The sequence below is a fragment of the Pseudomonas sp. NFACC25 genome, from assembly GCF_900100935.1.
Lineage (GTDB): Bacteria > Pseudomonadota > Gammaproteobacteria > Pseudomonadales > Pseudomonadaceae > Aquipseudomonas > Aquipseudomonas marginalis.
Genome location: NZ_FMUC01000002.1, coordinates 303104 through 324908 on the forward strand (window position 1 = coordinate 303104; position 21805 = coordinate 324908).

At 60.8% G+C, this 21805-nt stretch carries 21 protein-coding genes; 6 read left to right on the top strand and 15 right to left on the bottom strand.

The features are described 5' to 3' along the window. Positions 1-18 precede the first annotated feature (18 nt). From BLQ09_RS05485 to BLQ09_RS05500, 4 genes are all read right to left on the bottom strand, one after another. On the bottom strand, positions 19-933 hold the full coding sequence (locus BLQ09_RS05485) for an SdiA-regulated domain-containing protein (protein WP_027608420.1): 915 nt from the start codon (positions 931-933) through the stop codon (positions 19-21). Positions 934-1054: 121 nt separating this feature from the next. Then, on the bottom strand, positions 1055-1981 hold the full coding sequence (locus tag BLQ09_RS05490) for an SdiA-regulated domain-containing protein (protein ID WP_027608419.1): 927 nt from the start codon (positions 1979-1981) through the stop codon (positions 1055-1057). A 169-nt stretch (positions 1982-2150) separates the two neighbouring features. Then, positions 2151-2816 carry a fumarylacetoacetate hydrolase family protein gene (locus BLQ09_RS05495; RefSeq protein ID WP_027608418.1) on the bottom strand — a complete coding sequence of 222 codons (666 nt, stop codon included), beginning with the start codon at positions 2814-2816 and terminating at the stop codon, positions 2151-2153. Between the two features lie 22 nt (positions 2817-2838). Beyond that, positions 2839-4233, bottom strand: coding sequence for an FAD-binding oxidoreductase (locus BLQ09_RS05500; protein WP_092355745.1), 1395 nt, complete (start codon positions 4231-4233; stop codon positions 2839-2841). A gap of 205 nt (positions 4234-4438) precedes the next feature. On the opposite strand from BLQ09_RS05500, the gene serA reads away from it, so the two are divergent. Continuing rightward, positions 4439-5668, top strand: a complete 1230-nt coding sequence (gene serA, locus BLQ09_RS05510; RefSeq protein ID WP_027608416.1) for a phosphoglycerate dehydrogenase — start codon at positions 4439-4441, stop codon at positions 5666-5668. A gap of 67 nt (positions 5669-5735) precedes the next feature. Here serA and BLQ09_RS05515 read toward each other — a convergent pair whose 3' ends face one another. Beyond that, complete coding sequence (locus BLQ09_RS05515; protein ID WP_027608415.1) at positions 5736-6176, bottom strand: DUF4399 domain-containing protein; 441 nt, start codon at positions 6174-6176, stop codon at positions 5736-5738. Between the two features lie 134 nt (positions 6177-6310). Here BLQ09_RS05515 and BLQ09_RS05520 point away from each other — a divergent pair, with 134 nt between their 5' ends. Next, entirely contained in the window at positions 6311-6835 is a 525-nt protein-coding gene (locus BLQ09_RS05520; RefSeq protein ID WP_051429424.1) for a transporter substrate-binding domain-containing protein, read from the top strand. Here the strand turns inward: BLQ09_RS05520 and BLQ09_RS05525 are convergent. Then, positions 6786-7268, bottom strand: coding sequence for a 2-thiouracil desulfurase family protein (locus tag BLQ09_RS05525; protein WP_027608414.1), 483 nt, complete (start codon positions 7266-7268; stop codon positions 6786-6788). The two genes, BLQ09_RS05520 and BLQ09_RS05525, sit on opposite strands and share 50 nt — an antisense overlap. Positions 7269-7270: 2 nt before the next feature. Next, positions 7271-7903, bottom strand: a complete 633-nt coding sequence (locus tag BLQ09_RS05530) for a 2OG-Fe(II) oxygenase (protein ID WP_027608413.1) — start codon at positions 7901-7903, stop codon at positions 7271-7273. 131 nt (positions 7904-8034) lie between these two features. Here BLQ09_RS05530 and BLQ09_RS05535 point away from each other — a divergent pair, with 131 nt between their 5' ends. Further along, complete coding sequence (locus BLQ09_RS05535; RefSeq protein ID WP_027608412.1) at positions 8035-8787, top strand: DUF2059 domain-containing protein; 753 nt, start codon at positions 8035-8037, stop codon at positions 8785-8787. A 105-nt stretch (positions 8788-8892) separates the two neighbouring features. Here the strand turns inward: BLQ09_RS05535 and BLQ09_RS05540 are convergent, their stop codons facing one another. After that, positions 8893-9834 carry a phospholipase BipL gene (locus BLQ09_RS05540; protein ID WP_092355748.1) on the bottom strand — a complete coding sequence of 314 codons (942 nt, stop codon included), beginning with the start codon at positions 9832-9834 and terminating at the stop codon, positions 8893-8895. A gap of 99 nt (positions 9835-9933) precedes the next feature. Here BLQ09_RS05540 and BLQ09_RS05545 point away from each other — a divergent pair, with 99 nt between their 5' ends. Both BLQ09_RS05545 and BLQ09_RS05550 read left to right on the top strand, forming a co-directional pair. Next, positions 9934-10509 (top strand): DUF6436 domain-containing protein, encoded by a 576-nt coding sequence (locus tag BLQ09_RS05545; protein ID WP_092355751.1) that lies wholly within the window; start codon positions 9934-9936, stop codon positions 10507-10509. A gap of 31 nt (positions 10510-10540) precedes the next feature. Then, positions 10541-12895, top strand: coding sequence for a penicillin acylase family protein (locus BLQ09_RS05550; RefSeq protein WP_092355754.1), 2355 nt, complete (start codon positions 10541-10543; stop codon positions 12893-12895). Between the two features lie 33 nt (positions 12896-12928). Here BLQ09_RS05550 and BLQ09_RS05555 read toward each other — a convergent pair whose 3' ends face one another. Beyond that, the gene (locus tag BLQ09_RS05555) at positions 12929-13894 is read right to left on the bottom strand and encodes a GlxA family transcriptional regulator (protein ID WP_027608408.1); all 966 of its coding nucleotides are present in this window, start codon (positions 13892-13894) and stop codon (positions 12929-12931) included. Positions 13895-14096: 202 nt separating this feature from the next. Between BLQ09_RS05555 and BLQ09_RS05560 the strand changes: the two genes are divergently transcribed. Beyond that, a complete protein-coding gene (locus tag BLQ09_RS05560; protein ID WP_027608407.1) occupies positions 14097-14738 on the top strand; it encodes an HD domain-containing protein in 642 nt (213 codons plus the stop codon). A gap of 131 nt (positions 14739-14869) precedes the next feature. On the opposite strand, the gene BLQ09_RS05565 is transcribed toward BLQ09_RS05560, so the two are convergent. From BLQ09_RS05565 to BLQ09_RS05590, 6 genes are all read right to left on the bottom strand, one after another. Then, a complete protein-coding gene (locus BLQ09_RS05565; protein WP_015886412.1) occupies positions 14870-15754 on the bottom strand; it encodes an ABC transporter permease subunit in 885 nt (294 codons plus the stop codon). Further along, positions 15751-16671: an ABC transporter permease subunit gene (locus tag BLQ09_RS05570; protein WP_027608406.1), complete on the bottom strand. Its 921-nt coding sequence runs from the start codon at positions 16669-16671 to the stop codon at positions 15751-15753. Before BLQ09_RS05570 ends, BLQ09_RS05565 begins: the two co-directional genes overlap by 4 nt. Beyond that, a complete protein-coding gene (locus BLQ09_RS05575; protein ID WP_027608405.1) occupies positions 16668-17810 on the bottom strand; it encodes an ABC transporter ATP-binding protein in 1143 nt (380 codons plus the stop codon). The genes BLQ09_RS05570 and BLQ09_RS05575 overlap by 4 nt, the downstream gene beginning before the upstream one ends. Before the next feature lie 66 nt (positions 17811-17876). Then, complete coding sequence (locus BLQ09_RS05580) at positions 17877-18971, bottom strand: polyamine ABC transporter substrate-binding protein (RefSeq protein WP_027608404.1); 1095 nt, start codon at positions 18969-18971, stop codon at positions 17877-17879. 154 nt (positions 18972-19125) lie between these two features. Beyond that, a complete protein-coding gene (locus tag BLQ09_RS05585; protein ID WP_065924369.1) occupies positions 19126-20220 on the bottom strand; it encodes a polyamine ABC transporter substrate-binding protein in 1095 nt (364 codons plus the stop codon). Positions 20221-20401: 181 nt separating this feature from the next. Next, positions 20402-21766, bottom strand: coding sequence for an aspartate aminotransferase family protein (locus BLQ09_RS05590; RefSeq protein WP_092355757.1), 1365 nt, complete (start codon positions 21764-21766; stop codon positions 20402-20404). Between the last annotated feature and the right edge of the window lie 39 nt (positions 21767-21805).

Below are 21805 nucleotides of genomic sequence, written 5' to 3' on the forward strand. Positions count from 1 at the left end.
TGCAAAACCCAATGTGTCTCAGGGATTGGGTTTCTTGAACACGTAGAACAGGTTCGGCTCGCTGACCAGATACAACGTGCCCTCGTCATCCATGGCGATCCCTTCGGCCTGGGGCACCCGTTTTTTCAGGCCATGGCGCCCATTGAGCAGAGACAGGCTGCTCAATGGGCGACCGTCGATATCCAGCTCCAGCACCAGGAACGACTCATCCGACAGCGCCAGCAAATGACCGCTGCGCTCGTCGTATTGCAGGCTCGACAGGTCGCGCACAAACAGCCCGGCATCGCGCTTGGGGTTGTTGATCACGTGCACCGAGTAGGTTTTTTCCGGTTTGAAATGGGGAAAGCCGTGGACCTCGTAGATCAGCATCGGGTCGCGTTCCTTGGCCACGAACAGGCGCTTGCCCACCGAGTCATAGGCCAACCCCTCAAACCCCTTGTTGCCCCCGACATGCAGGCCCAGGGTCATCTGTTCCGCATCGGCGGCGTCGAGGAATTGGGTATCGTCGTCCACATGCACCTTGATCAGCCGCTGCTGGCGTTCGTCGGTGATGACATAGATGTTGTCGCTGATAAATTCCACCGCCTCGGCATCACCAAACCCCACCAACGGGATGCGTCGCAGGATCTTGCCCTCAAGGGACAGCTCGATCAGCTCGGCATTTTTATTGGTGACGGTAAACAGGCTCTTGCGTACCGGGTCGTAGGTGAGGGCCGAGACATCGTCGTCGAGCCCTTCGATAACCTGGGCCTCAAGGGTCACTCGGTAATCCGCCAGGCCGATGGAGCGCTCGTCCGCCGGCTGACGCCAGGCCTGCCAGTTGAACCAGGCGCGCTCGAACAGGCGAAAATGCTGCGCAACCGCCCCGGCGCTGACCAGGGCGATCAACACCAGCATAAAAAGAATGGGTTTGGGGCGGGCAAATCGACGCATCGGGCGGTGCTCAAAGTCAAAAGTGGCGAATGAATATCACGCCTGTCTGAATTTAAACTTAAACGCACCCTGATGTCTGGCGAATGCCGCTAATAGAGAAATATCCGACGTGATTCGTCTGTTATTTCTGCTTTTCGAAACGATAGAACAGGTTTGGCTCACTGACCATATAGAGCGTGCCGTCCTCATCCATGGTGACCCCCTCCGCACGGGGGATGGTGTTCTTGAGGCCGTTGAAGCCACCGAGCAGGGTCATGAAGCTGACTTGTTCACCCTTCTCGTCCAACTCCAGCAACAAGTGGGAGTCGGCCGATAACACCAGCAGATGGCCGGTGCGCGGGTCGATGGCCAGGGCCGAAAGGTTGCGCATGTCCAGCTCTTTGCTGGCCAGTTTCTGTTTATCGCCGACCAGGGTCTGGCTGCCGTCGCTTTTCCAGGTGAACAACGCCGGCGGCCGCTCTTCACCCAGCACAAATTGCTGATTGCGCTTGTCCCAGGTAAGCCCCTCGAACGCTTTGTTCTGATCCTTGGACGGGCCCAGGTCATAGCTCGGGAAGTCGGCCTTGTTCAATTGCTGGGTGGCAGCGTCGATCTTGACGATGGTCAGGTTGTGCTGGCGTTCGTCGACCACGGCCATCAGGCCATTTTCCATCACGGTCAAGCCTTCCGGGTTGTCCCAGCCATTGAGCGGCATCTTGCGCAATACGTCGCCTTGCAGGCTCAGCTCGACCAGGAACGGGTTTTTACCCATGACGGAAAACAGGGTTTTGGTCTGCGGGTTATAGGAGACGTCCGAGGCTTCGTCTTTCTCCATGCCCGGCAGAACCTTGGCGTCGATGACAACGTGATAGTCAGGCAACCACACACTTTCGCTGCGCTCGGCGGGCGTTTCAAAGCCCTCCAACAGCCACAGCACGCCGCGATCGTCCCAATGCATGGCCCAGGAAATGCCGTACACGATGGCACCCGCCAGAAATAGCCAGGAATACCAGCGCAAGGCAAAGCGAGAGCGCGGCTTGGGTGTGGCGGAAGGCAGGGACACGGCCATGGGGTGCTTTTCCGGAAAGTCAGCGGTAGGTGATAGCACAGGATCAATGGACCCGCGCGCAGGAGGCTGAGGATTATCCGGATGGGGTGTGAAAAAAATGCAAAAGCCGATGCACGAGATGGATTCGGACCCAATGTGGAAGGGGCAAGCCCCCTCCCACATCAGGTGCTTATCGAACGCTGCTTTCGAAGCGGTTTACGCCGGTCAATTCCAACACCAGGTCATCACCCACATTCAACGGGCCCACGCCGGCCGGGGTGCCGGTGAGGATCACGTCGCCGGCCTGCAGCGAGAAGCAGCCGGCCATGTACTGGATCATCGGCACGATCGGGTTGAGCATGCTCGCGCTGTTGCCGTCCTGGCGCACTTCGCCATTGATGGTCAGGCGAATGCCAATATCGGTCACGTCCGCGAAGGTGCTGCCGACCACGAACGGTGCAATCACCGCCGCGCCGTCGAAGGACTTGGCGATTTCCCACGGCAGGCCCTTGGCTTTCAGCTCGGATTGTTTGTCGCGCAGGGTCAGATCCAGGGCCGGGGCGAAGCCGGAGATGGCGTCCAGCACTTCTTCACGGCTGGGCTTGTTCGACAGCGGCTTGCCGATCAGCACCGCGATTTCCGCCTCGTAGTGCACCGAACCGCGCTCGGTCGGAATGCTGAAACCGCCTTCCAGCGGGACGACGCAACTGCCCGGCTTGATGAACAGCAACGGCTCGGTCGGCACCGGGTTATCCAGTTCCTTGGCATGTTCGGCGTAGTTACGCCCAATACACACCACTTTACCGACAGGAAAGTGGATATTGGTGCCGTCGACATACTTGTGCTGGTAGCTCATGAAACGACTCCTTCGGGGGCGGTTAAACAGCGAAGATCTTGCCAGGGTTCATGATCCCGTTCGGGTCGAACACTGCCTTCACTGCTTTCATGTATTCGATCTCAACCGGCGAGCGGCTGTAGGTCAGGTAATCACGCTTGGTCATGCCCACGCCGTGTTCGGCGGAAATCGAACCGTTGTACTTCTGAACGGTTTCGAACACCCACTTGTTCACGGTGGCGCACTTGGCGAAGAACTCATCCTTGCTCAGGTTTTCCGGCTTGAGGATGTTCAGGTGCAGGTTGCCGTCGCCGATATGGCCGAACCAGACGATTTCGAAGTCCGGGTAGTGTTCGCCGACGATCGCATCAATTTCCTTCAAGAACCCTGGTACTTTGGAGACGGTGACCGAAATATCGTTCTTGTAAGGCGTCCAGTGGGAAATGGTCTCGGAGATGTACTCGCGCAGTTTCCACAGGTTGTGCAACTGGGTTTCGCTCTGGCTCATCACGCCGTCCAGCACCCAGCCCTGCTCGACGCAGTGCTCGAAGGTTTCCAGGGCGTGGTTGGCGACTTCTTCGGTGGTGGCTTCGAATTCCAGCAGCGCGTAGAACGGGCACTCGGTCTCGAACGGCGCCGGCACATCGCCACGGCCGAGGACTTTGGCCAAGGCCTTGTCGGAGAAGAATTCGAAGGCGGTCAGGTCCAGCTTGCCCTGGAAGGCGTGCAGCACCGGCATGATCGAGTCGAAATCGGTGGTGCCGAGCACCATCGCGGTGAGGTTTTTCGGCGCACGGTCCAGGCGCATGGTGGCTTCGACCACAAAGCCCAGGGTGCCTTCGGCGCCGATAAACAGTTGGCGCATGTCATAGCCGGTGGCGTTCTTGATCAGGTCGCGGTTCAGCTCCAGCACATCGCCCTTGCCGGTGACGACTTTCATGCCGGCCACCCAGTTGCGAGTCATACCGTAGCGAATGACCTTGATCCCGCCGGCATTGGTGCCGATATTGCCGCCAATCTGGCTGGAACCGGACGACGCGAAGTCCACCGGGTAGTACAGGCCATTTTCTTCGGCGACGTTCTGCAATTGCTTGGTGACCACGCCCGGCTGGCACACGGCGGTGCGGTCGGTGAGGTTCACGTCGAGGATCTGGTTCATATAGTCGAACGAGACGACCACTTCGCCATTGGCCGCCACGGCAGCAGCCGACAGGCCGGTACGACCACCGGATGGCACCAGCGCCACCTTGTGCGCATTGGCCCAACGGACAATGGCCTGCACCTGCTCGGTGGTCTTGGGGAACACGATGGCGGTCGGCGCGGGCGCGAAGTGCTTGGTCCAATCCTTGCCGTAAGCCTCCAGGGAGTCGGCGTCGGTCAGCACTTTGCCGGGCTCAACCAGGGTCTTTAGCTCATCAATCAGGGCAGGATGGGTCATCGACAGAACTCTCGAACAATTCATGGTCATCCTGAGAACGCTTCACGTCGCAGGAATAGGTGTTTAGCGGGGCGCGTATGCTAGCATACCGCCCCCGCAGGACAGAGCCCAAGGGCGTTTCTGCGGTGACGGCTTTCCTGCCGTCCGGGTCAGCTTAAGCGATCCGATTCCCTGCCATTTTTCTCCGGGATACAGGTTTACGCAGATGAGCAAGACTTCTCTCGATAAGAGCAAGATCAAGTTCCTTCTTCTGGAAGGCGTCCACCCATCGGCCGTCGACGTACTGAAGGCCGCCGGGTACTCCAGCATTGAGTACATCACCAGTTCTCTGCCGGAAGCCCAGCTCAAGGAAAAGATCGCCGACGCGCACTTTATCGGCATTCGCTCCCGTACTCAGCTGACCGAAGAGATCTTCGATCACGCCAAGAAACTCGTGGCGGTCGGCTGTTTCTGCATCGGCACCAACCAGGTCGACCTCGACGCAGCGCGCGAGCGCGGCATTGCAGTGTTCAACGCCCCGTACTCCAACACCCGTTCCGTGGCGGAGCTGGTGCTGGCCGAGGCCATCCTGCTGCTGCGCGGTATCCCTGAGAAGAACGCTTCCTGCCACCGTGGCGGCTGGATCAAGAGCGCGGCCAACTCCTTCGAAATCCGGGGCAAGAAGCTGGGTATCGTCGGTTACGGCTCGATCGGCACGCAACTGTCGGTACTGGCCGAAGGCCTCGGCATGCAGGTGTTCTTCTACGACACCCTGACCAAGCTGCCATTGGGCAACGCCACCCAGGTGTCGAGCCTGACCGAGCTGCTGGGCATGTCCGACATCGTCACCCTGCACGTTCCGGAAACCGCCGAGACCCAGTGGATGATCGGCGAGAAGGAAATCCGCGCCATCAAGAAAGGCGGCATCCTGATCAACGCTGCACGGGGCACCGTGGTCGAGCTGGACGCCCTGGCCGACGCGATCAAGGACAAGCACCTGATTGGCGCCGCAATCGACGTGTTCCCGGTGGAGCCCCGCTCCAACGACGACATCTTCGAAAGCCCGCTGCGTGGCCTGGACAACGTGATCCTGACCCCGCACATCGGTGGTTCCACTGCCGAAGCCCAAGCCAACATTGGCCTGGAAGTGTCGGAGAAGCTGGTCAAGTACAGCGACAACGGTACCTCGGTCTCGTCCGTCAACTTCCCGGAAGTGGCCCTGCCGGCTCACCCTGGCAAGCACCGCCTGCTGCACATCCACCAGAACATCCCTGGGGTGATGATGGAGATCAACAAGGTCTTCGCGGAAAACGGCATCAACATCTCCGGTCAGTTCCTGCAGACCAACGAGAAGGTCGGCTACGTGGTGATCGACGTCGACGCCGAGTACTCGGACCTGGCGCAAGAGAAGCTGCAACACATCAACGGCACTATCCGTAGCCGCGTGTTGTTCTAACGCTGCAAACGCTGCATAAAAAATGGGAGACCCGCAGGGGCCTCCCATTTTTTTGTCTGAACAAATCTTACTTGACGTTAACCGTGATCACTTTCGAGGCTACAGTGGGCTCGAATTGGCGATGCACGTTGTCGCCTGCGACCAGTTGCAGGGTGTGCTTGCCTGGAGCCAGGGTCAGTTCGGTTTCAGTCTGCGCCTTACCGAAGTGAATCGACGTGGCGGTGGCTGGGATGGCCTCATCAGCCTTCAGCGACTGTACATCCTGGTCTACCAGCAGATGATGGTGGCCGGCGTTTGGTACTTGCTTGTCGATCGGCTCAAGGTCCAGGCCCTTGACGCCGAATTTGACGGTGAAGGTTTTGTCGACGGTCGCGCCATCCTTGGGCGAGACGATAAACACCTCAGCTCCCTTGGGCGCGGGGGTACGCGGAACATCGGCGGCATTCGCCAACATCGAGGCACCCAGCAACAGGCTGGCAATGGTTGCACGGGACAATAGGGCTTTCATTCGCTTCTCCAGTTTTTCCATGAAATCTGTAGGGTTCTGACAACTTCGCGACAAATTGCTGTCCAAGGCACTCACCACCATAGCAAAGCGATGCTGAACGGCGCCTCGCACATTCGAATTCTTTAGGAGTGACCATGCGCTTTTCGCCTGGCCTGTTACTGTTGCTGCCCCTTCTGAGCCCTCTGGCTCATGCCGAACTGATCGACGATGTAAACGATCGCGGCGAACTCCGCATCGCCCTTGAAGCCAACACACCACCGTACAATTTCAAGGAAGGCGACAAACTCACCGGCTTTGAAGTCGAGCTGGGTGAATTGCTGGCAAAGGAAATGGACGTGCGCCCCTCGTTTATCACCACCGATGACGCCGACATGCTGCCGGGGGTCTCAACCGGCAAATACGATGTGGCCATCAACCATGTCGCTATGACTGCCGAGCTTAAGGATCAGTTCGATTTCAGCGAGGCTTATCACGACAAGCCTGAGCTGGCGATCCCGTTCCAGAAGGGCAACCCGGCCTTCAAGACCAGCCTGGACGGTGCGCTGAAGCGGGTGAAGGACGATGGCCGTTTAAAGGCGCTCTCCCAGAAGTGGTTCGAGGACCAGGCCCCTACAGGCGCGCCAACGCCAGTGCCGCCGCAGGCAACTCCAGCTCACTGAACACCTGCACGCCATGGCGCTTGAGCAGCGCCGCCGTTACGCCTTCGCCACTGACCTTGACACCGGTGAAAGTGCCGTCATAGGTCAGCAGGTTGCCGCAGGACGGACTATTGGCCTTGAGAATGGCGATGCGGATGTGATGGCGCTGCACCAACGCCAAGGCTTGCCGGGCGCCGTCGAGGAAGGCGGCGCTGAAGTCTTCGCCCTCGGCCGTCAGCACCTGGGCGCGGCCTTCCCAGACATCGATGCCCTGCCCACCTGGAATCTCGGCGGAGGGCCTGGGCGTCGGCAGACCGCCCGACACTTCCGGGCAGATCGCAACCACGCGCCCTTCAGCCTGCCACGCCGCCAGTTGATCGAACGGCCCGCTGGCCCCACCGTCGTAGCGCACCTTGTGGCCAAGCAGGCAGCGGCTGATCAGAATCTTTTGCATGGTTAGAACGGCTCGTTACCGCGCCGACGGAACCACCCGGTGAGGGACAGGCGCTCGCGCGTAGCCGGCAAGACTTCGTGGGGCACCTCGCCCGACAGGAACACCACCAGGCATCCACCGCTGGGCACCACGTCGTATTCGACGCCGTCCTTGAGGTACATGCGCAGCTGGCCACCGTGCTCGGGCAACCAGGCGTCGTTCAAGTAGATCACCGCCGAAACCATGCGCCGATCATCGTCGCGGAACCGGTCCAGGTGCCTGAGGTAAAACGCGCCGGGGGGATACATGGCGAAGTGGCTTTCGAAATCCTCAAGGCCGAGGAACAAACCACGGTTCATCGCCAGGCGCAGCGTGTCCATCAACGCCATATAGCTGTCGCAGACCGCCGCGTCGCCCTCCTCCAGCCACTGGATATGGTCACCACGAATGCCCTCGCGAATCTCCTGGGCCGGCCCACGTCCCACGGCCGCCGGGGCCAGTTCACCCTCGGCCGCACGTTTACGGCACTCAGCCGCCAGTTCCAGGGTCAGAGCCTGGGGCAGGAAGCCGTTCTGCTGCGACCAGCCTTTTTCGGCCAGGTCATCGACGATGCGTTGCAGCAGGGGGTGATCGAGGGGTATTTGCATGGCGCGCATAGTATCCATACGCCTGTGAATCCGACAGAGCCGCCGAGCGTCTGAATACACTTTAGTCAGCTGACTGATAGGACTTCTCGACAAATCCTACGCCCGACACGGACAATAGTGGCCGACTGACAGGAGTCCATATGCGTCGTTTGTTTTTTTCCTTGCTGATGTTCTGCGTTTTGCCCGCCTGGGCAGACGGCCATGACCAGTTGTACAAGGTCGCCGGCTGGGCCGAACAACGTGCGCATTTCAATGACGCCCTCAGTGCTGCCCAGCAACGCTACCGTAACAGCCTGCCGCCGGCGGTGTACCAGGCGCTGGTGGACAACAGCAACAAGCGCTTTGCCGCCCAGGCCATGGACCAGCGCGCCGAAGCCCAGCTACGCAAGCACCTGGCAGACCCTGCGCCGGCCCTGGCGTTTTTCCAATCGCCCCTGGGCCGCAAGGTCGTTGCGGCCGAGTTACTGGCCACGCGCCGTGACCAGTTGGCAAAAAACGCCCAAGGCCTGCCGCACATCGAGGCTGACGCCACCCGCAGCCTGATCATCGGCCACCTGGCCCAGGCCCTGCCCGCCCGCGAAGCCGGGGCGGAGGTGAGCCTGGCGATCGCCGGCGTGGCCGCCGACAGCTTGAGCCAGATGATCCCCGGCCTGCTGGGTGGCGGCCAGGCCCAAGGCATGCTGAATGGCCAGCGCGAGCGACTGATGCAACAGATTGGCAATGACCTGAACAACACTCTGCTGTACGTCTATCGGGATTTGTCCGACCCGGAGCTGGAGGAGTTCGCGACGTTTGCGGAGTCACCGGAAGGTAAGGCGTATTACCAGGCGGCGCTGGCGGCGATTCGCGCAGGTCTGGCAGTCGGCCAGAGCACTTCAAGCCTGACACAGTAATAAAATGTGGGAGGGGGCTTGCCCCCGATGGCAGTGGGTCAGCTACAGATAAGCTGACTGATGCACCGCTATCGGGGGCAAGCCCCCTCCCACATTTGGATTGTGTTATTTCAAATGGTCTGTCAAATACCGGAAGTACTCTTCACGAATCTCAGGAATCTCATTCGCCAGGTGATGCCGGCCGCGCGGCAGCATCAACACCTCGGGCTGGTCGAACTTGCCCCGCAGCACCTGCAAGTTGTGCTGCCAATCCACCGTCATGTCTTCCTCACCCTGCACAATCACCGGCCGCCGAGGGCTGCGTGGTGCGGCCTCGATGCGTTTGATCCAGCGCGCCAGGGCGCCTACCCAGGCGGTGGGCAGTTGGCGGGGTTGCAGCGGGTCGGCTTCCAGGAACGGCTTGAACGCCGGGTCGTGAGTGTTCTCGCTGAAACGCCGGGCGATGCCTTTGACGAACGGGCGCAGCAGGTAATAGCTGACCTGTGACCATCCCCACGCGCGCGGCCGCACCAGCGGTGATAGCAGGAAGGTCTTGCCTTGCGCCGGACTGGTAGCGCCATGGTTGAGCAAGTGGTCCACCACCACCGCGCCGCCGGTGCTTTGCCCGAACAAGTGCCAGGGCTGCGGCAATTGCAGCGCTTGGGCCTGGGCGAACAGTGCCTGCACCACATCCTGGTACACGGCAAAATCATCGATGCTGGCGCGCGCGCCGCTGGACAAGCCATGGCCCGGCAAATCGCAGGCGATTACCACAAAGCCCTGGTCCAGGGCCCAGTCCACCACGTGGCGATACAGGCCCATATGGTCGTAGAAGCCGTGGAACATAAACATCGTCGCCACCGGCACGGGCGGCCACCACACCTGGGCGACCACCTCGAACCCAGCCACCTCGAAACGCCCCAGCCGACTCACCGCCGGCACTTTGCGTGCACTCAGGTCCAGCCCATAGAAACGCTGGTAGACCCGCGCTTCGGCTGAAAGCGGTTGCGCATCCACCAGGGGCCGCAGGCTTTCGCGAAGGTGATCAGGGTCAAAGGTCACAGGCATAAAGGGTTCCAGACTTGCGGCGAAGATGAATATCGAGCTGCGATATTCATCTGTCAGGACAAGCATGGCAAGCTACGCGACCTGCGAGGATAGATCCGAATGCGACAGCCTTACCGTAACGCCCTGTTCGCCAGCCTGATCCTGATCATCTGCGCCGGTGTGCTGTGGGCGGCGTATGACTGGTTCCAGGGCCGCTACCTGCGTGCCTTCAGCGAACACACCGCGGTATTCTCCGGCGACCCTCTGCGCCTGCCCGCCGAACTCAGCGGCCCCGGGCCGATCCGCCTGGTGCATTTCTGGGATCCGGCGTGCCCGTGCAACGTCGGCAACCAGCAGCACCTGGGCGAGTTGATCGAGCAATACGCGCCCCAGGGCGTCGAGTTCTATGCCCTGCAAAAAGCCGGCAGCCACGGCCAGTTGCCCGATAACCTGCGCAAGATGAAAACCCTCACCGCCCTGCCCGGCGCCGACCAGGTGCCGGCCAGCCCGGCCGTGGGCATCTGGGACCGCACCGGCAAGCTCGCGTATTTCGGGCCCTACAGCGAAGGGCTGACGTGCAACGCCAGTAACAGTTTTATCGAGCCGATCCTGAAAGCCCTTGAAGCCGGCCGAGATGTGAACGCCACGCACACCCTGGCGGTGGGCTGCTATTGTTCGTGGTCGAAAGATGAGTAGCCCGCCACCCCACTCTTGGTAAGGAATGTTCATGAAGCGCGTCCTGCAGGTTCTTGCGGTTCTGCTGGTACTGATCGGCCTCGGTGCGGGCTGGTACGTCTACAGCAAGCAACCCACCCGCCAGGGCACGGTTGAACTGGCCAACCTGCAAGGCTCGGTCACCGTGCGCTACGACGACCGTGGCGTGCCGCATATTCGCGCCGAGAACGAGACCGACCTGTATCGCGCCCTGGGCTACGTGCATGCCCAGGACCGCCTGTTCCAGATGGAGATCATGCGCCGCCTGGCCCGTGGCGAACTGGCCGAGGTGCTCGGGCCGAAGCTGCTGGAGACCGACAAGCTGTTCCGCAGCCTGCGCATTCGCGACCGCGCCGCCACCTACGTGGCCCAGCAGGACCATGAGTCGGCGCACTGGAAGGCCCTGCAGGCCTATCTGGACGGGATCAACCAGTATCAGGACAGCCACGCCCGCCCGATGGAGTTCGACGTGCTGGGCATCCCCAAGCGCGCGTTTACCGCCGAGGACACCATCAGCGTCGCCGGGTACATGGCCTACAGCTTTGCCGCTGCATTTCGTACCGAGCCCTTGCTGACTTACGTCCGCGACCAACTGGGCAGCGACTACCTGAACGTCTTCGACCTCGACTGGCAACCCAAGGGCGCCCTCAACCTCGCCGATAGTGACTGGAACACCCTCGGCGCCCTCGCCGCGCTGAGTGAGCAGGCCCTGGCCGACAACGGTTTGCCGCAGTTCGAGGGCAGCAACGCCTGGGCCATCAGTGGCAGTCGCACCAAGAGCGGCAAACCGCTGCTGGCGGGTGACCCGCATATTCGCTTCTCGGTGCCGTCGGTGTGGTACGAGGCGCAGCTGTCGGCGCCGGGCTTCGAGCTGTATGGCTATCACAACGCGCTGGTACCCGTAGCGTTCCTGGGGCACAACCTGGATTTCGGCTGGAGCCTGACCATGTTCCAGAACGACGACCTCGACCTGATCGCCGAAAAGGTCAACCCGGACAACCCCAACCAGGTCTGGTACCACGGCCAGTGGGTCGACATGACCCGCAGCGAGCAACAGATCGCCGTAAAAGGCCAGGCACCGGTCAGCCTCACCCTGCGCCAATCGCCCCACGGCCCGATCATCAATGACGTGCTCGGCGACAGCGGCGGCAAGACGCCGATTGCCATGTGGTGGGCGTTCCTCGACACCCAGAACCCGATCCTCGAAGGTTTCTACCAGCTCAACCGCGCCGACACGTTGGCCAAGGCCCGTACGGCGGCGTCAAAGGTGTCCGCACCGGGGCTGAATATCGTGTGGGCCAATGCCAGGGGCGATATCGGCTGGTGGGCGGCGGCCCAGTTGCCGATTCGCCCGGCAGGTGCCAACCCAGGGTTTATCCTCGACGGCAGCACCGCCGAGGCCGACAAGCTGGGCTTCTACCCCTTCAGCGCCAACCCCCAGGAAGAAAACCCGGCGCGGGGCTATGTGGTGTCGGCCAATGCCCAGCCGGTGTCGCCCACCGGCATGGAAATCCCCGGCTATTACAACCTCGCCGACCGGGGCCAGCAGTTGAACGCGCAGTTGAGCGACAAGAGCGTGAAGTGGGATGTGACCAACAGCCAGGCCCTGCAACTGGGCACCACCACCGCCTTCGGCCCGCGCCTGCTGGCGCCGCTGTTGCCGGTGCTGCGCGAGGTGGTCACGGACCCGGCGCAGTTGAAGCTGGTGGAGCAACTTGCCGGCTGGAAGGGTGACTACCCGCTGGATTCCACCAGCGCCACGCTGTTCAACCAGTTCCTGTTCAACCTCGCCGACGCGGCCTTCCACCCGAAGCTGGGTGACGGGATGTTCAAGACCCTGCTCACCACCCGCGTGATCGACGCCGCCCTGCCCCGCCTGGCTGCCGACCCGGCCTCGCCCTGGTGGGACGGCAAGCGCACCGCCACCGTCAAGCGGGCCTGGGACAACAGCCTCGCGCACCTCAAGGCCACCTTCGGCGATGACCCAACGCAATGGCAGTGGGGCAAGGCCCATACCCTGACCCACGGCCATCCGCTGGGCTCGCAGAAACCCTTGGACCTGATTGTCAACGTCGGCCCGTTCCCGGCCCCCGGCACCCACGAAGTGCCGAACAACCAGTCGGCCGTCATCGGCCCCGCGCCCTGGCCGGTGACCTACGGCCCGTCCACCCGGCGCCTGATCGACTTTGCCGACGTGGCCCACGCCCTCACCATCAATCCGGTGGGGCAAAGCGGCGTGCCGTTCGACAAGCACTATGGCGACCAGGCCGAGACCTATATCGAAGGGGGTTACGAGCAGGCGCATTTCAGTGATGAGGAAGTCACGGCCAATACCCGCGGCACGCTGAAACTGCTGCCGGCGCGATAGCCCCTTGGAAATCGGTCAACCTGTGGAAGGGGCTTAGACCGGTGCCGCAAAATTGAGCCGGAACTGTTGCGGCGTCACGCCCAGCCGGCGGTTGAACACACTGCGCATGTGCTGGGCATCGCGAAACCCGCATTGATAGGCCACGGTTTTCAGCGGCGCATGCGTGCTTTCGAGCATCACCCGCGCCGCATCCACCCGCGCCCGTTCGACAAACTCCGCTGGCGTAATCCGCGCCTCACGGGCAAACACCCGGGAGAAGTTGCGCGCGCTCATGTTGGCGGCCTTGGCCAGGTCGGCGATGGTCAGGTCGCCGGTCAGGTTCGCCAATACGTATAACTGCACCAGCGCCACCGCCGAGGTGGTTTCGGCGTGGGGCGTGAGGAACGGGCTGAACTGCGACTGCCCGCCCGAGCGCTGGGTGAACACCACCAGGCGCTTGGCCACGCTCAACGCCACTTCAGGGCCGTGGTCCTGGGCCAGCAGGTACAGCGACAGGTCGATGCCTGCGGTGACGCCCGCCGAGGTGTAGAGATTGCCATCCTGTACGTAGAGGCGGTCGGCTTCGACCTGCGCGCGCGGGCACAAACGCGCCAGGCCTGCCGCATCATTCCAATGGGTCGTGACGGTTTTTCCATCCAGCAACCCGGCGCGCGCCAGCATGAAGGCGCCGTTGCAGATCGAACCAAAGCGCTGCGCCCGGGCGGTTGCACCACGCAGCCAATCATCGAACGGCGCGCCGAAATCCTCGAAGGGCAATTGCGGGCCGCCGGCAACCAGCAGCAGGTCATAGGCTTGCAGGGCTTCGCTGTAATGCCGGTGGGCCTGCAATGCCAAACCGTTGGAGGCAACCAGGGTGCCGTGGCCCAGCCCGATGACCTCGATCCGGTAGTGATCCTGGGGCGGCAGAAAGCGGTTGGCCTCACAGAACACATCCATGGGGCCGCTCACATCCAGGGACTGGACGCCGGGGAAGATCAGGATGGCGACGGTTTTGTGCATGCTCACGGACACCTTTTTCAGCTGAATAAAATGCAAACCCTGTGGGATTTCCCCAGGCTTCGAGAGTGATATCGCCGGCTACACCCTAGCTGATTTTGCCTTGGCACGATGTCGCGGCAGATTGGCCGGGATCGCACCCTCGTGACCATGGCCGCTTAGCGGGCGCGCGACCAGACTGAAGGCTTTCCAGAGGAGAACCACCATGACCACCACCATCGCCGGTATCAAGATCCCGGACAGCGCCCTGGCCAGGGCCACCACCGAATACATCCGCGACATTGAGTCCGACCTGCTCTACCACCACTCCCGCCGGGTGTTTCTGTTCGGCGCATTGAGCGGTGAGCGCAAGCAACTGGCCTACAACCCGGAACTGCTCTACGTCGGCGCCATGTTCCATGACCTGGGCCTGGTGGCAGGCCATCGCAGTGATGACCAGCGTTTCGAAGTGGACGGCGCCAACGCCGCCGCGGCCTTCCTCAAGCCTTACGGGCTGAGCGACGACGATATCGAACAGGTGTGGCTGTCTATCGCCCTGCACACCACGCCGGGCGTGCCGCAGCACCTGCGCCCGACCGTGGCATTGGTGACCGCCGGTGTGGAAATGGACGTGCTGGGCATGGACTACGCCGCGTTCAGCAGCGTGCAGCGCGAAGCCGTGGTGCATGCGCATCCACGCGGTGAAGGGTTCAAGGAGTGCATCATCTGCGCGTTTGCCGACGGCTTGCGCCATCGCCCGCAGACCACGTTCGGCAACGTGAAGACCGATGTGCTGGTGGATCAGGAACCGGGGTTCAAGCCGATGAATTTTGTCGAGGTGATTCGCAAGTCGCCGTGGGCTGCATAGCCAATCTGGAATGCGGTCAAAACTGTGGGAGGGGGCTTGCCCCCGATTGCTGAGTGTCAGTCACTGCATCTATTGACTGACCCACCGCCATCGGGAGCAAGCCCCCTCCCACATTTGGACCGCACAGACCTTTAGACCGGCGCTGGAGCCCGACGCTTGTCCGGCTGCTGCCAGCCATCGGCAGCAGCTTCTTCAATCGCCTGCTGGATCGCTTTCTTGCGCATTTCTTCGGCACGCCGGCTGAAGAACCACACCAGGAAGGTCACCAGCGACACTGCCAGCAGAATCAGGCTGGCCACGGCGTTGATCTCGGGTTTAACCCCCAGGCGTACCGCCGAGAACACTTCCATCGGCAATGTCGTCGAACCCGGCCCCGACACGAAGCTGGCCAGTACCAGGTCATCCAGGGACAGTGCGAACGACATCATGCCGCCCGCCGCCAGCGACGGCGCGATCATCGGGATGGTGATCAGGAAGAACACCTTCCACGGCCGTGCACCCAGGTCCATCGCCGCCTCTTCGATCGACAGGTCCAGCTCACGCAGGCGCGCCGATACCACCACCGCCACATAAGCGGCACAGAACGTGGTGTGGGCGATCCAGATGGTGACGATGCCACGCTCCTGAGGCCAGCCGATCATCTGCGCCATGGCCACGAACAGCAGCAGCAGCGACAGACCGGTGATCACTTCCGGCATCACCAACGGCGCGGTCACCAGGCCGCCGAACAGCGTGCGGCCCTTGAACTGGCTGATGCGCGTCAGCACAAACGCCGCCAACGTACCCAGGGCCACGGCGGCCACCGCCGTGTAGCAGGCGATTTCCAGGGAACGTGCCACCGAGCCCATCAACTGGGTATTGTCCAACAGGCCCACGTACCACTTGATCGACCAACCGCCCCACACCGTCACCAGCTTGGATTCGTTGAACGAGTAGATCACCAGGATCAGCATCGGCAGGTAGATGAACAACAACCCCGCCACCAGCATGAAGCTTGAGAAACTGACGCGCTTCATATCTTGCCCTCCATCTCTTTGGCTTGGCTGCGGTTAAACAGAATGATGGGCACGATCAGGATCGCCAGCATCACTACCGCCAGGGCAGACGCCACCGGCCAGTCACGGTTGTTAAAGAATTCTTGCCACAACACTTTACCGATCATCAGGGTTTCCGGGCCGCCGAGCAGTTCCGGGATCACGAACTCGCCCACCACCGGGATAAACACCAGCATGCAGCCGGCGATGATGCCGTTCTTGGACAGCGGCACGGTGATTTTCCAGAAGCTGTTGAAGGTGCTCGAACCCAGGTCCGATGCGGCTTCCAGCAGGCTCTGGTCATGCTTCACCAGGTTGGCGTACAGCGGCAGGATCATGAACGGCAGGTACGAATACACCACGCCGATATACACCGCGATGTTGGTGTTGAGGATCTGCAGCGGTTCGTTGATCAACCCCATGGACATCAGGAAGCCATTGAGCAGGCCGTTGTTGCTGAGGATGCCCATCCACGCATACACGCGGATCAGGATCGCGGTCCAGGTCGGCATCATGATCAGCAGCACCAGCACGGTCTGCATCTCTTTGCGCGCGGTGGCAATGGCATAGGCCATCGGGTAGCCGATCAGCAGGCACAGCAGCGTGCTGAAGAACGCCATCTTCAGCGAGCCCAGGTACGCCGCGATGTACAGCTCATCACCTGCCAGCAAACTGTAGTTGGCCAGGTTCAGCACCACCTGCAGCTTCTGCTCGACGTAGGTGTAGATCTCGGTGTACGGCGGGATCGCCACGTCGGCTTCGGCGAAGCTGATTTTCAGGACGATGAAAAATGGCAAGGCGAAAAACAGGAACAGCCACAGGAACGGAATCCCGATGACCACCTGCTTGCCGCTGGGGACGATGCGGTGCAAGCGCCGCTTGAGCTTCTTCATGTTCATGTGCGCAGTACCACGCCGCTATCGTCTTCCCACCACACGTAGACCTGGTCACCCCAGGTTGGGCGCTGGCCACGGCGTTCGGCGTTGGCGACGAAGGACTGCACCAGCTTGCCGCTTGGCAGCTCGACGTAGAACACCGAGTGGCCGCCCAGGTAGGCGATGTCGTGCACCTTGCCGCTGGACCAGTTGTGCTCGCAGGTCGGCATTTCGGTGGTGACCAGCAGTTTTTCCGGGCGGATGGCGTAGGTCACCGACTTGTCTTCCACCGAGGTGGCGATGCCGTAGCCCACGTAGATGTCGCGGTCCAGGTCCGGGCACTTGAGCACCGCGTGACCTTCGGCGTCATCCACCACTTGGGTGTCGAAGATGTTGACGTTACCGATGAATTCGCACACCAGGCGGCTGGTCGGCGTCTCGTAGATGTCGATCGGGCTGCCGATCTGGGCGATCCAGCCCAGGTGCATGATCGCGATGCGCTCGGCCATGGTCATGGCCTCTTCCTGATCGTGCGTCACCATCACGCAGGTCACGCCGACGCGCTCGATGATCTCCACCAATTCCAGTTGCATCTGCGAGCGCAGCTTCTTGTCGAGGGCGCCCATGGGCTCATCGAGCAGCAGCAGTTTCGGGCGCTTGGCCAGGGAGCGGGCCAGCGCGACCCGCTGACGCTGGCCACCGGACAACTGGTGCGGCTTGCGCTTGGCGTACTGGCTCATCTGGACCAGCTTGAGCATTTCGGCCACGCGGGCATCGACCTCGGCCTTGGGGATCTTGTCCTGTTGCAGGCCGAACGCAATGTTCTGCGCCACGGTCATGTGGGGGAACAAGGCGTAGGACTGGAACATCATGTTGATCGGCCGCTCGTAGGGCGGCATGTCGGTGATGTCCACGCCGTCGAGGTAAATCCGACCTTCTGTCGGGCGCTCGAAGCCTGCGAGCATGCGCAGCAGGGTGGACTTGCCCGAACCCGAACCGCCGAGCAAGGCGAAGATCTCGCCTTTCTTGATTTCCAGGGACACATCGTCCACGGCAATCGTCTCGTCGAACTTCTTCGTGACCCGGTCGATTTTGACCAGCACCTTTTTCGGTGTCTGGTCGCCCTCGAGGGCTTTCTTATAGGCGCCGGAGGCAACTGCCATTTACGAAACTCCCAAAAAAAAGAGTGCAGTTCGCCCGAAGCGGGCGAACCTTGGATAGTTTGAGCCTTACTTGCCCGTCTTGACCTTGGTCCAGCTACGGGTCATTAGACGTTGCACTTTCGGGGGTAGCTCGAAGTTGACGAATGTCCGGTCGAGAACCGCCTGCGGTGGGTAAACCGCTTCGTCGGTGCGTATCGATTGCTCCATCAGTTTGTCCGCCCCTGGGTTAGGGTTGGCGTAACCGACGGTGTCACTGACCTGGGCGATCACCTCAGATTGCAGTAAATAGTTGATGAAGGCGTGGGCTTCCTTGATGTTGGTGGCGTCCTTGGGGATCGCCAGCACGTCAAACCACAGGTTGCCGCCTTCCTTCGGAATTGCGTAGGCGATGTTCACGCCTTTGCCCGCTTCGCTTGCACGAGCCTTGGCCTGGAATACATCGCCGGAGAACCCGGCGGCCACGCAGATGTTGCCGTTGGCCAGGTCGGAGATGTATTTGGAAGAATGGAAGTAGGTCACGTAGGGCCGCACTTTGAGCAGCTTTTCCTCGGCCTTCTTGTAGTCTTCAGGGTTGGTGCTGTTAGGGTCCAGACCCATGTAGTTGAGCACCGCCGGCAGCATTTCATCCGCCGAGTCCATGAACGACACACCGCAGGTGGCCAGTTTCTTCATGTTTTCCGGTTCGAACAGCACGGCCCAGGAGTCGATCTTGTCGACACCCAGCACTTCCTTCACTTTGTCGACGTTGTAACCGATGCCGTTGGTACCCCACAGGTACGGCACGGCGTACTGGTTGCCCGGGTCGTTCTTCTCCAGGCGCTTGAGCAGCACAGGGTCCAGGTTGGCGTAATGAGTCAGCAGCGACTTATCGAGTTTCTGGAACGCCCCGGCCTTGATCTGCTTGCCAAGGAAGTGGTTGGACGGCACTACCACGTCATAGCCGGTACGCCCGGCCAGTAACTTGCCTTCCAGGGTTTCGTTGGAATCAAACACGTCATACACGGGTTTGATGCCGGTGGCCTTTTCGAAGTTGGCCAGGGTGTCGGGACCGATGTAATCCGACCAGTTATAAATATGCACGGTCGGTGCGGCCTGCACGCTGACAGCCAGCGTGAGACCTGCACCTACCAGCAAGGCTTGGCGAAACAAAGAAATTGGCAAGTGGAGGTCCTCTTAAATAGTTGGGCCCAAAGTTGTTGCCCGGCAACAAAACCGGCGCGCAACTTACCCTCGATAAACCGATCCGGCAAAACTTTCTGTCATTTATTTGTTTCATTAACCACCGCGGGGCGCGCGGTGGTTAACGAAGGCCGGTTTATTTACCGGATTTGATCTTGGTCCAGCTGCGTGTCATTTCACGCTGGGTCGCAGCCGGCAAGTCCGCAATGGCGTAGAGCTTGGCTTGCACATCCGCTGGCGGGTAGATGCCCGGGTCATTGGTGATGTCTTTGTCGACCAGTGCGGTGGCCTTCTCGTTACCGTTCGGGAAACGCACGCTGTTGGTGATCGAAGCCATGACTTCCGGCTTGAGCAGGTAGTTCATGAACTTATAAGCGGCATCGACGTTTTCGGCATCTTTAGGGATGGCGACCATGTCGAAGAAGCTACCGGCACCTTCTTTCGGAATGTCGTAGGCCACCTTGACCTTGCCACCGGCTTCAGCCGCGCGGGACTTGGCCTGCTGGATGTCACCCGAGTAACCCACGGCTACGCAGATGTTGCCGTTGGCCAGGTCGGAGATGTACTTGGACGAGTGGAAGTAGCCGATCGAAGGACGGATTTTCAGGAACAGGTCTTCGGCTTGCTTGAGGTCGGCCTTCTTCTGGCTGTCGGTTGGCAGGCCCAGGTAATGCAGCGCGATCGGCAGCATTTCGGTCGGCGAATCGAGGAAGCTCACGCCGCAGCTTTTGAGCTTGGCGATGTTTTCCGGCTTGAGCAGCACGTCCCACGAATCGATCTTGTCCACGCCCAGCGCGGCCTTGACCTTGTCCGGGTTGTAGCCGATGCCGATCGAACCCCACATGTACGGGAAAGCGTGCTTGTTGTCCGGGTCGCTGACCGACACGGCTTTAAGCAGGGAGGTGTTCAGGTTGCCATAGTTGGACAGCTTGGACTTGTCCAGCTCCTGGTAGACACCGGCCTTGATCTGCTTGGCGAGGAAGTTGTTCGACGGTACGACGATGTCGTAGCCGGACTTGCCTGCCAGCAACTTGGCTTCGAGTGTCTCGTTGCTGTCAAAAACGTCGTACACCACTTTAATGCCCGACTCTTTTTCAAAGTTGGCGATGGTGTCCGGTGCAATGTAGTCGGACCAGTTGTAGACGTGCAGCACTTTATCGTCGGCCTGGACCGCGCCCGCCATTGCGCCCATCAGGGACAAGGCGAGGAGGGTCTTGCCAGCGTTCTTCAAACCTAATGCCTTCATTTGGTGATGCTCCAATTTTTCTTTTTTGGGCCACGTTCTTTTATGTTCAGCGACCCTTCCAGAGGGCAGCAAAACAGGGCGACAGTCTGGCAAGTTCAGGGGCCGGCTTTCAACCAAGGCCCCTGCATTTATAACTGCCCGGTGCGCTGCGCACTGAGCCTAGCACTTAGCCCTGCAATGCCGCCAAAGTCAGGTCCAGGCACTGACGAGCCTTGGTCACCAGTTCGTCGATTTCAGCCTTGCTGATCACCAGAGGCGGCGAAATGATCATGGTGTCGCCCACGGCGCGCATGATCAGGCCATTCTCGAAGCAGAAGGTTCGGCAGATCATGCCTACGCCCCGGCCCTCGTAACGCTTGCGCGTCGCCTTGTCCTGAACCAGCTCAATTGCACCGAGCATGCCGACACCGCGCACTTCACCCACCAACGGGTGATCCGCCAGCTCCCGCAGACGTTTCTGCAAATACGGTGCCGTTTCGTCGTGGACGCGGTTAACGATTTTTTCATCGCGCATGATGCGGATGTTTTCCAGGGCCACGGCCGCAGCCACCGGGTGACCGGAGTAGGTGAAACCGTGGTTGAAATCACCGCCTTCGTTGAGCACGGCCACCACGTCGTCGCGCACGATCAGGCCGCCCATGGGGATGTAGCCCGAGGTCAGGCCCTTGGCGATGGTCATCATATGGGGCTTGAGGTCGTAGAAATCGCTACCGAACCACTCACCGGTACGGCCGAAACCGCAAATCACTTCGTCGGCCACAAACAGGATGTCGTACTTGGCAAGGATTTCCTTGATGCGCGGCCAGTAGCTGTCCGGCGGCACGATCACGCCACCGGCGCCCTGGATCGGCTCGGCAATAAAAGCACCGACATTGTCCACGCCCAGCTCGAGGATCTTCTCTTCCAGTTGGTTGGCGGCCCAGATCCCGAACTCTTCAGGACTCATGTCGCCGCCTTCGCCGAACCAGTACGGCTGGGCGATATGGACGATGCCCGGGATCGGCAAGTCGCCCTGTTCATGCATATAGGTCATGCCGCCCAGGCTGGCGCCAGCCACGGTGGAGCCGTGGTAGCCATTCTTGCGGCTGATGATGGTTTTCTTGTTCGGCTGGCCCTTGATCGCCCAATAGTGGCGGACCATGCGCAACATGGTGTCGTTGCCTTCGGAGCCGGAACCGGTGAAGAACACATGGTTCATGCCGGCAGGCGCGATGTCGGCAATCGCCTTGGCCAGCTCCAGTACAGGTGGGTGAGCGGTCTGGAAGAACAGGTTGTAGTACGGCAGTTCTTTCATCTGCCTGGCGGCGGCGTTGGCCAGTTCATCGCGACCGTAACCGATCGCCACGCACCAAAGGCCGGCCATGCCGTCGAGGATCTTGTTGCCTTCGCTGTCCCACAGGTAAACGCCGTGGGCTTTGGTGATGATCCGTGGGCCTTTCTCTTTCAATTGCTTGAAGTCGCTGAACGGCGCCAGGTGGTGATCACTGCTCAAGGCTTGCCATTCACGGGTTTGCGGGTTGTTGCTGGACATACCAATCTCCTAGACTTTTCAGTGAAGGGCGCACGGGTT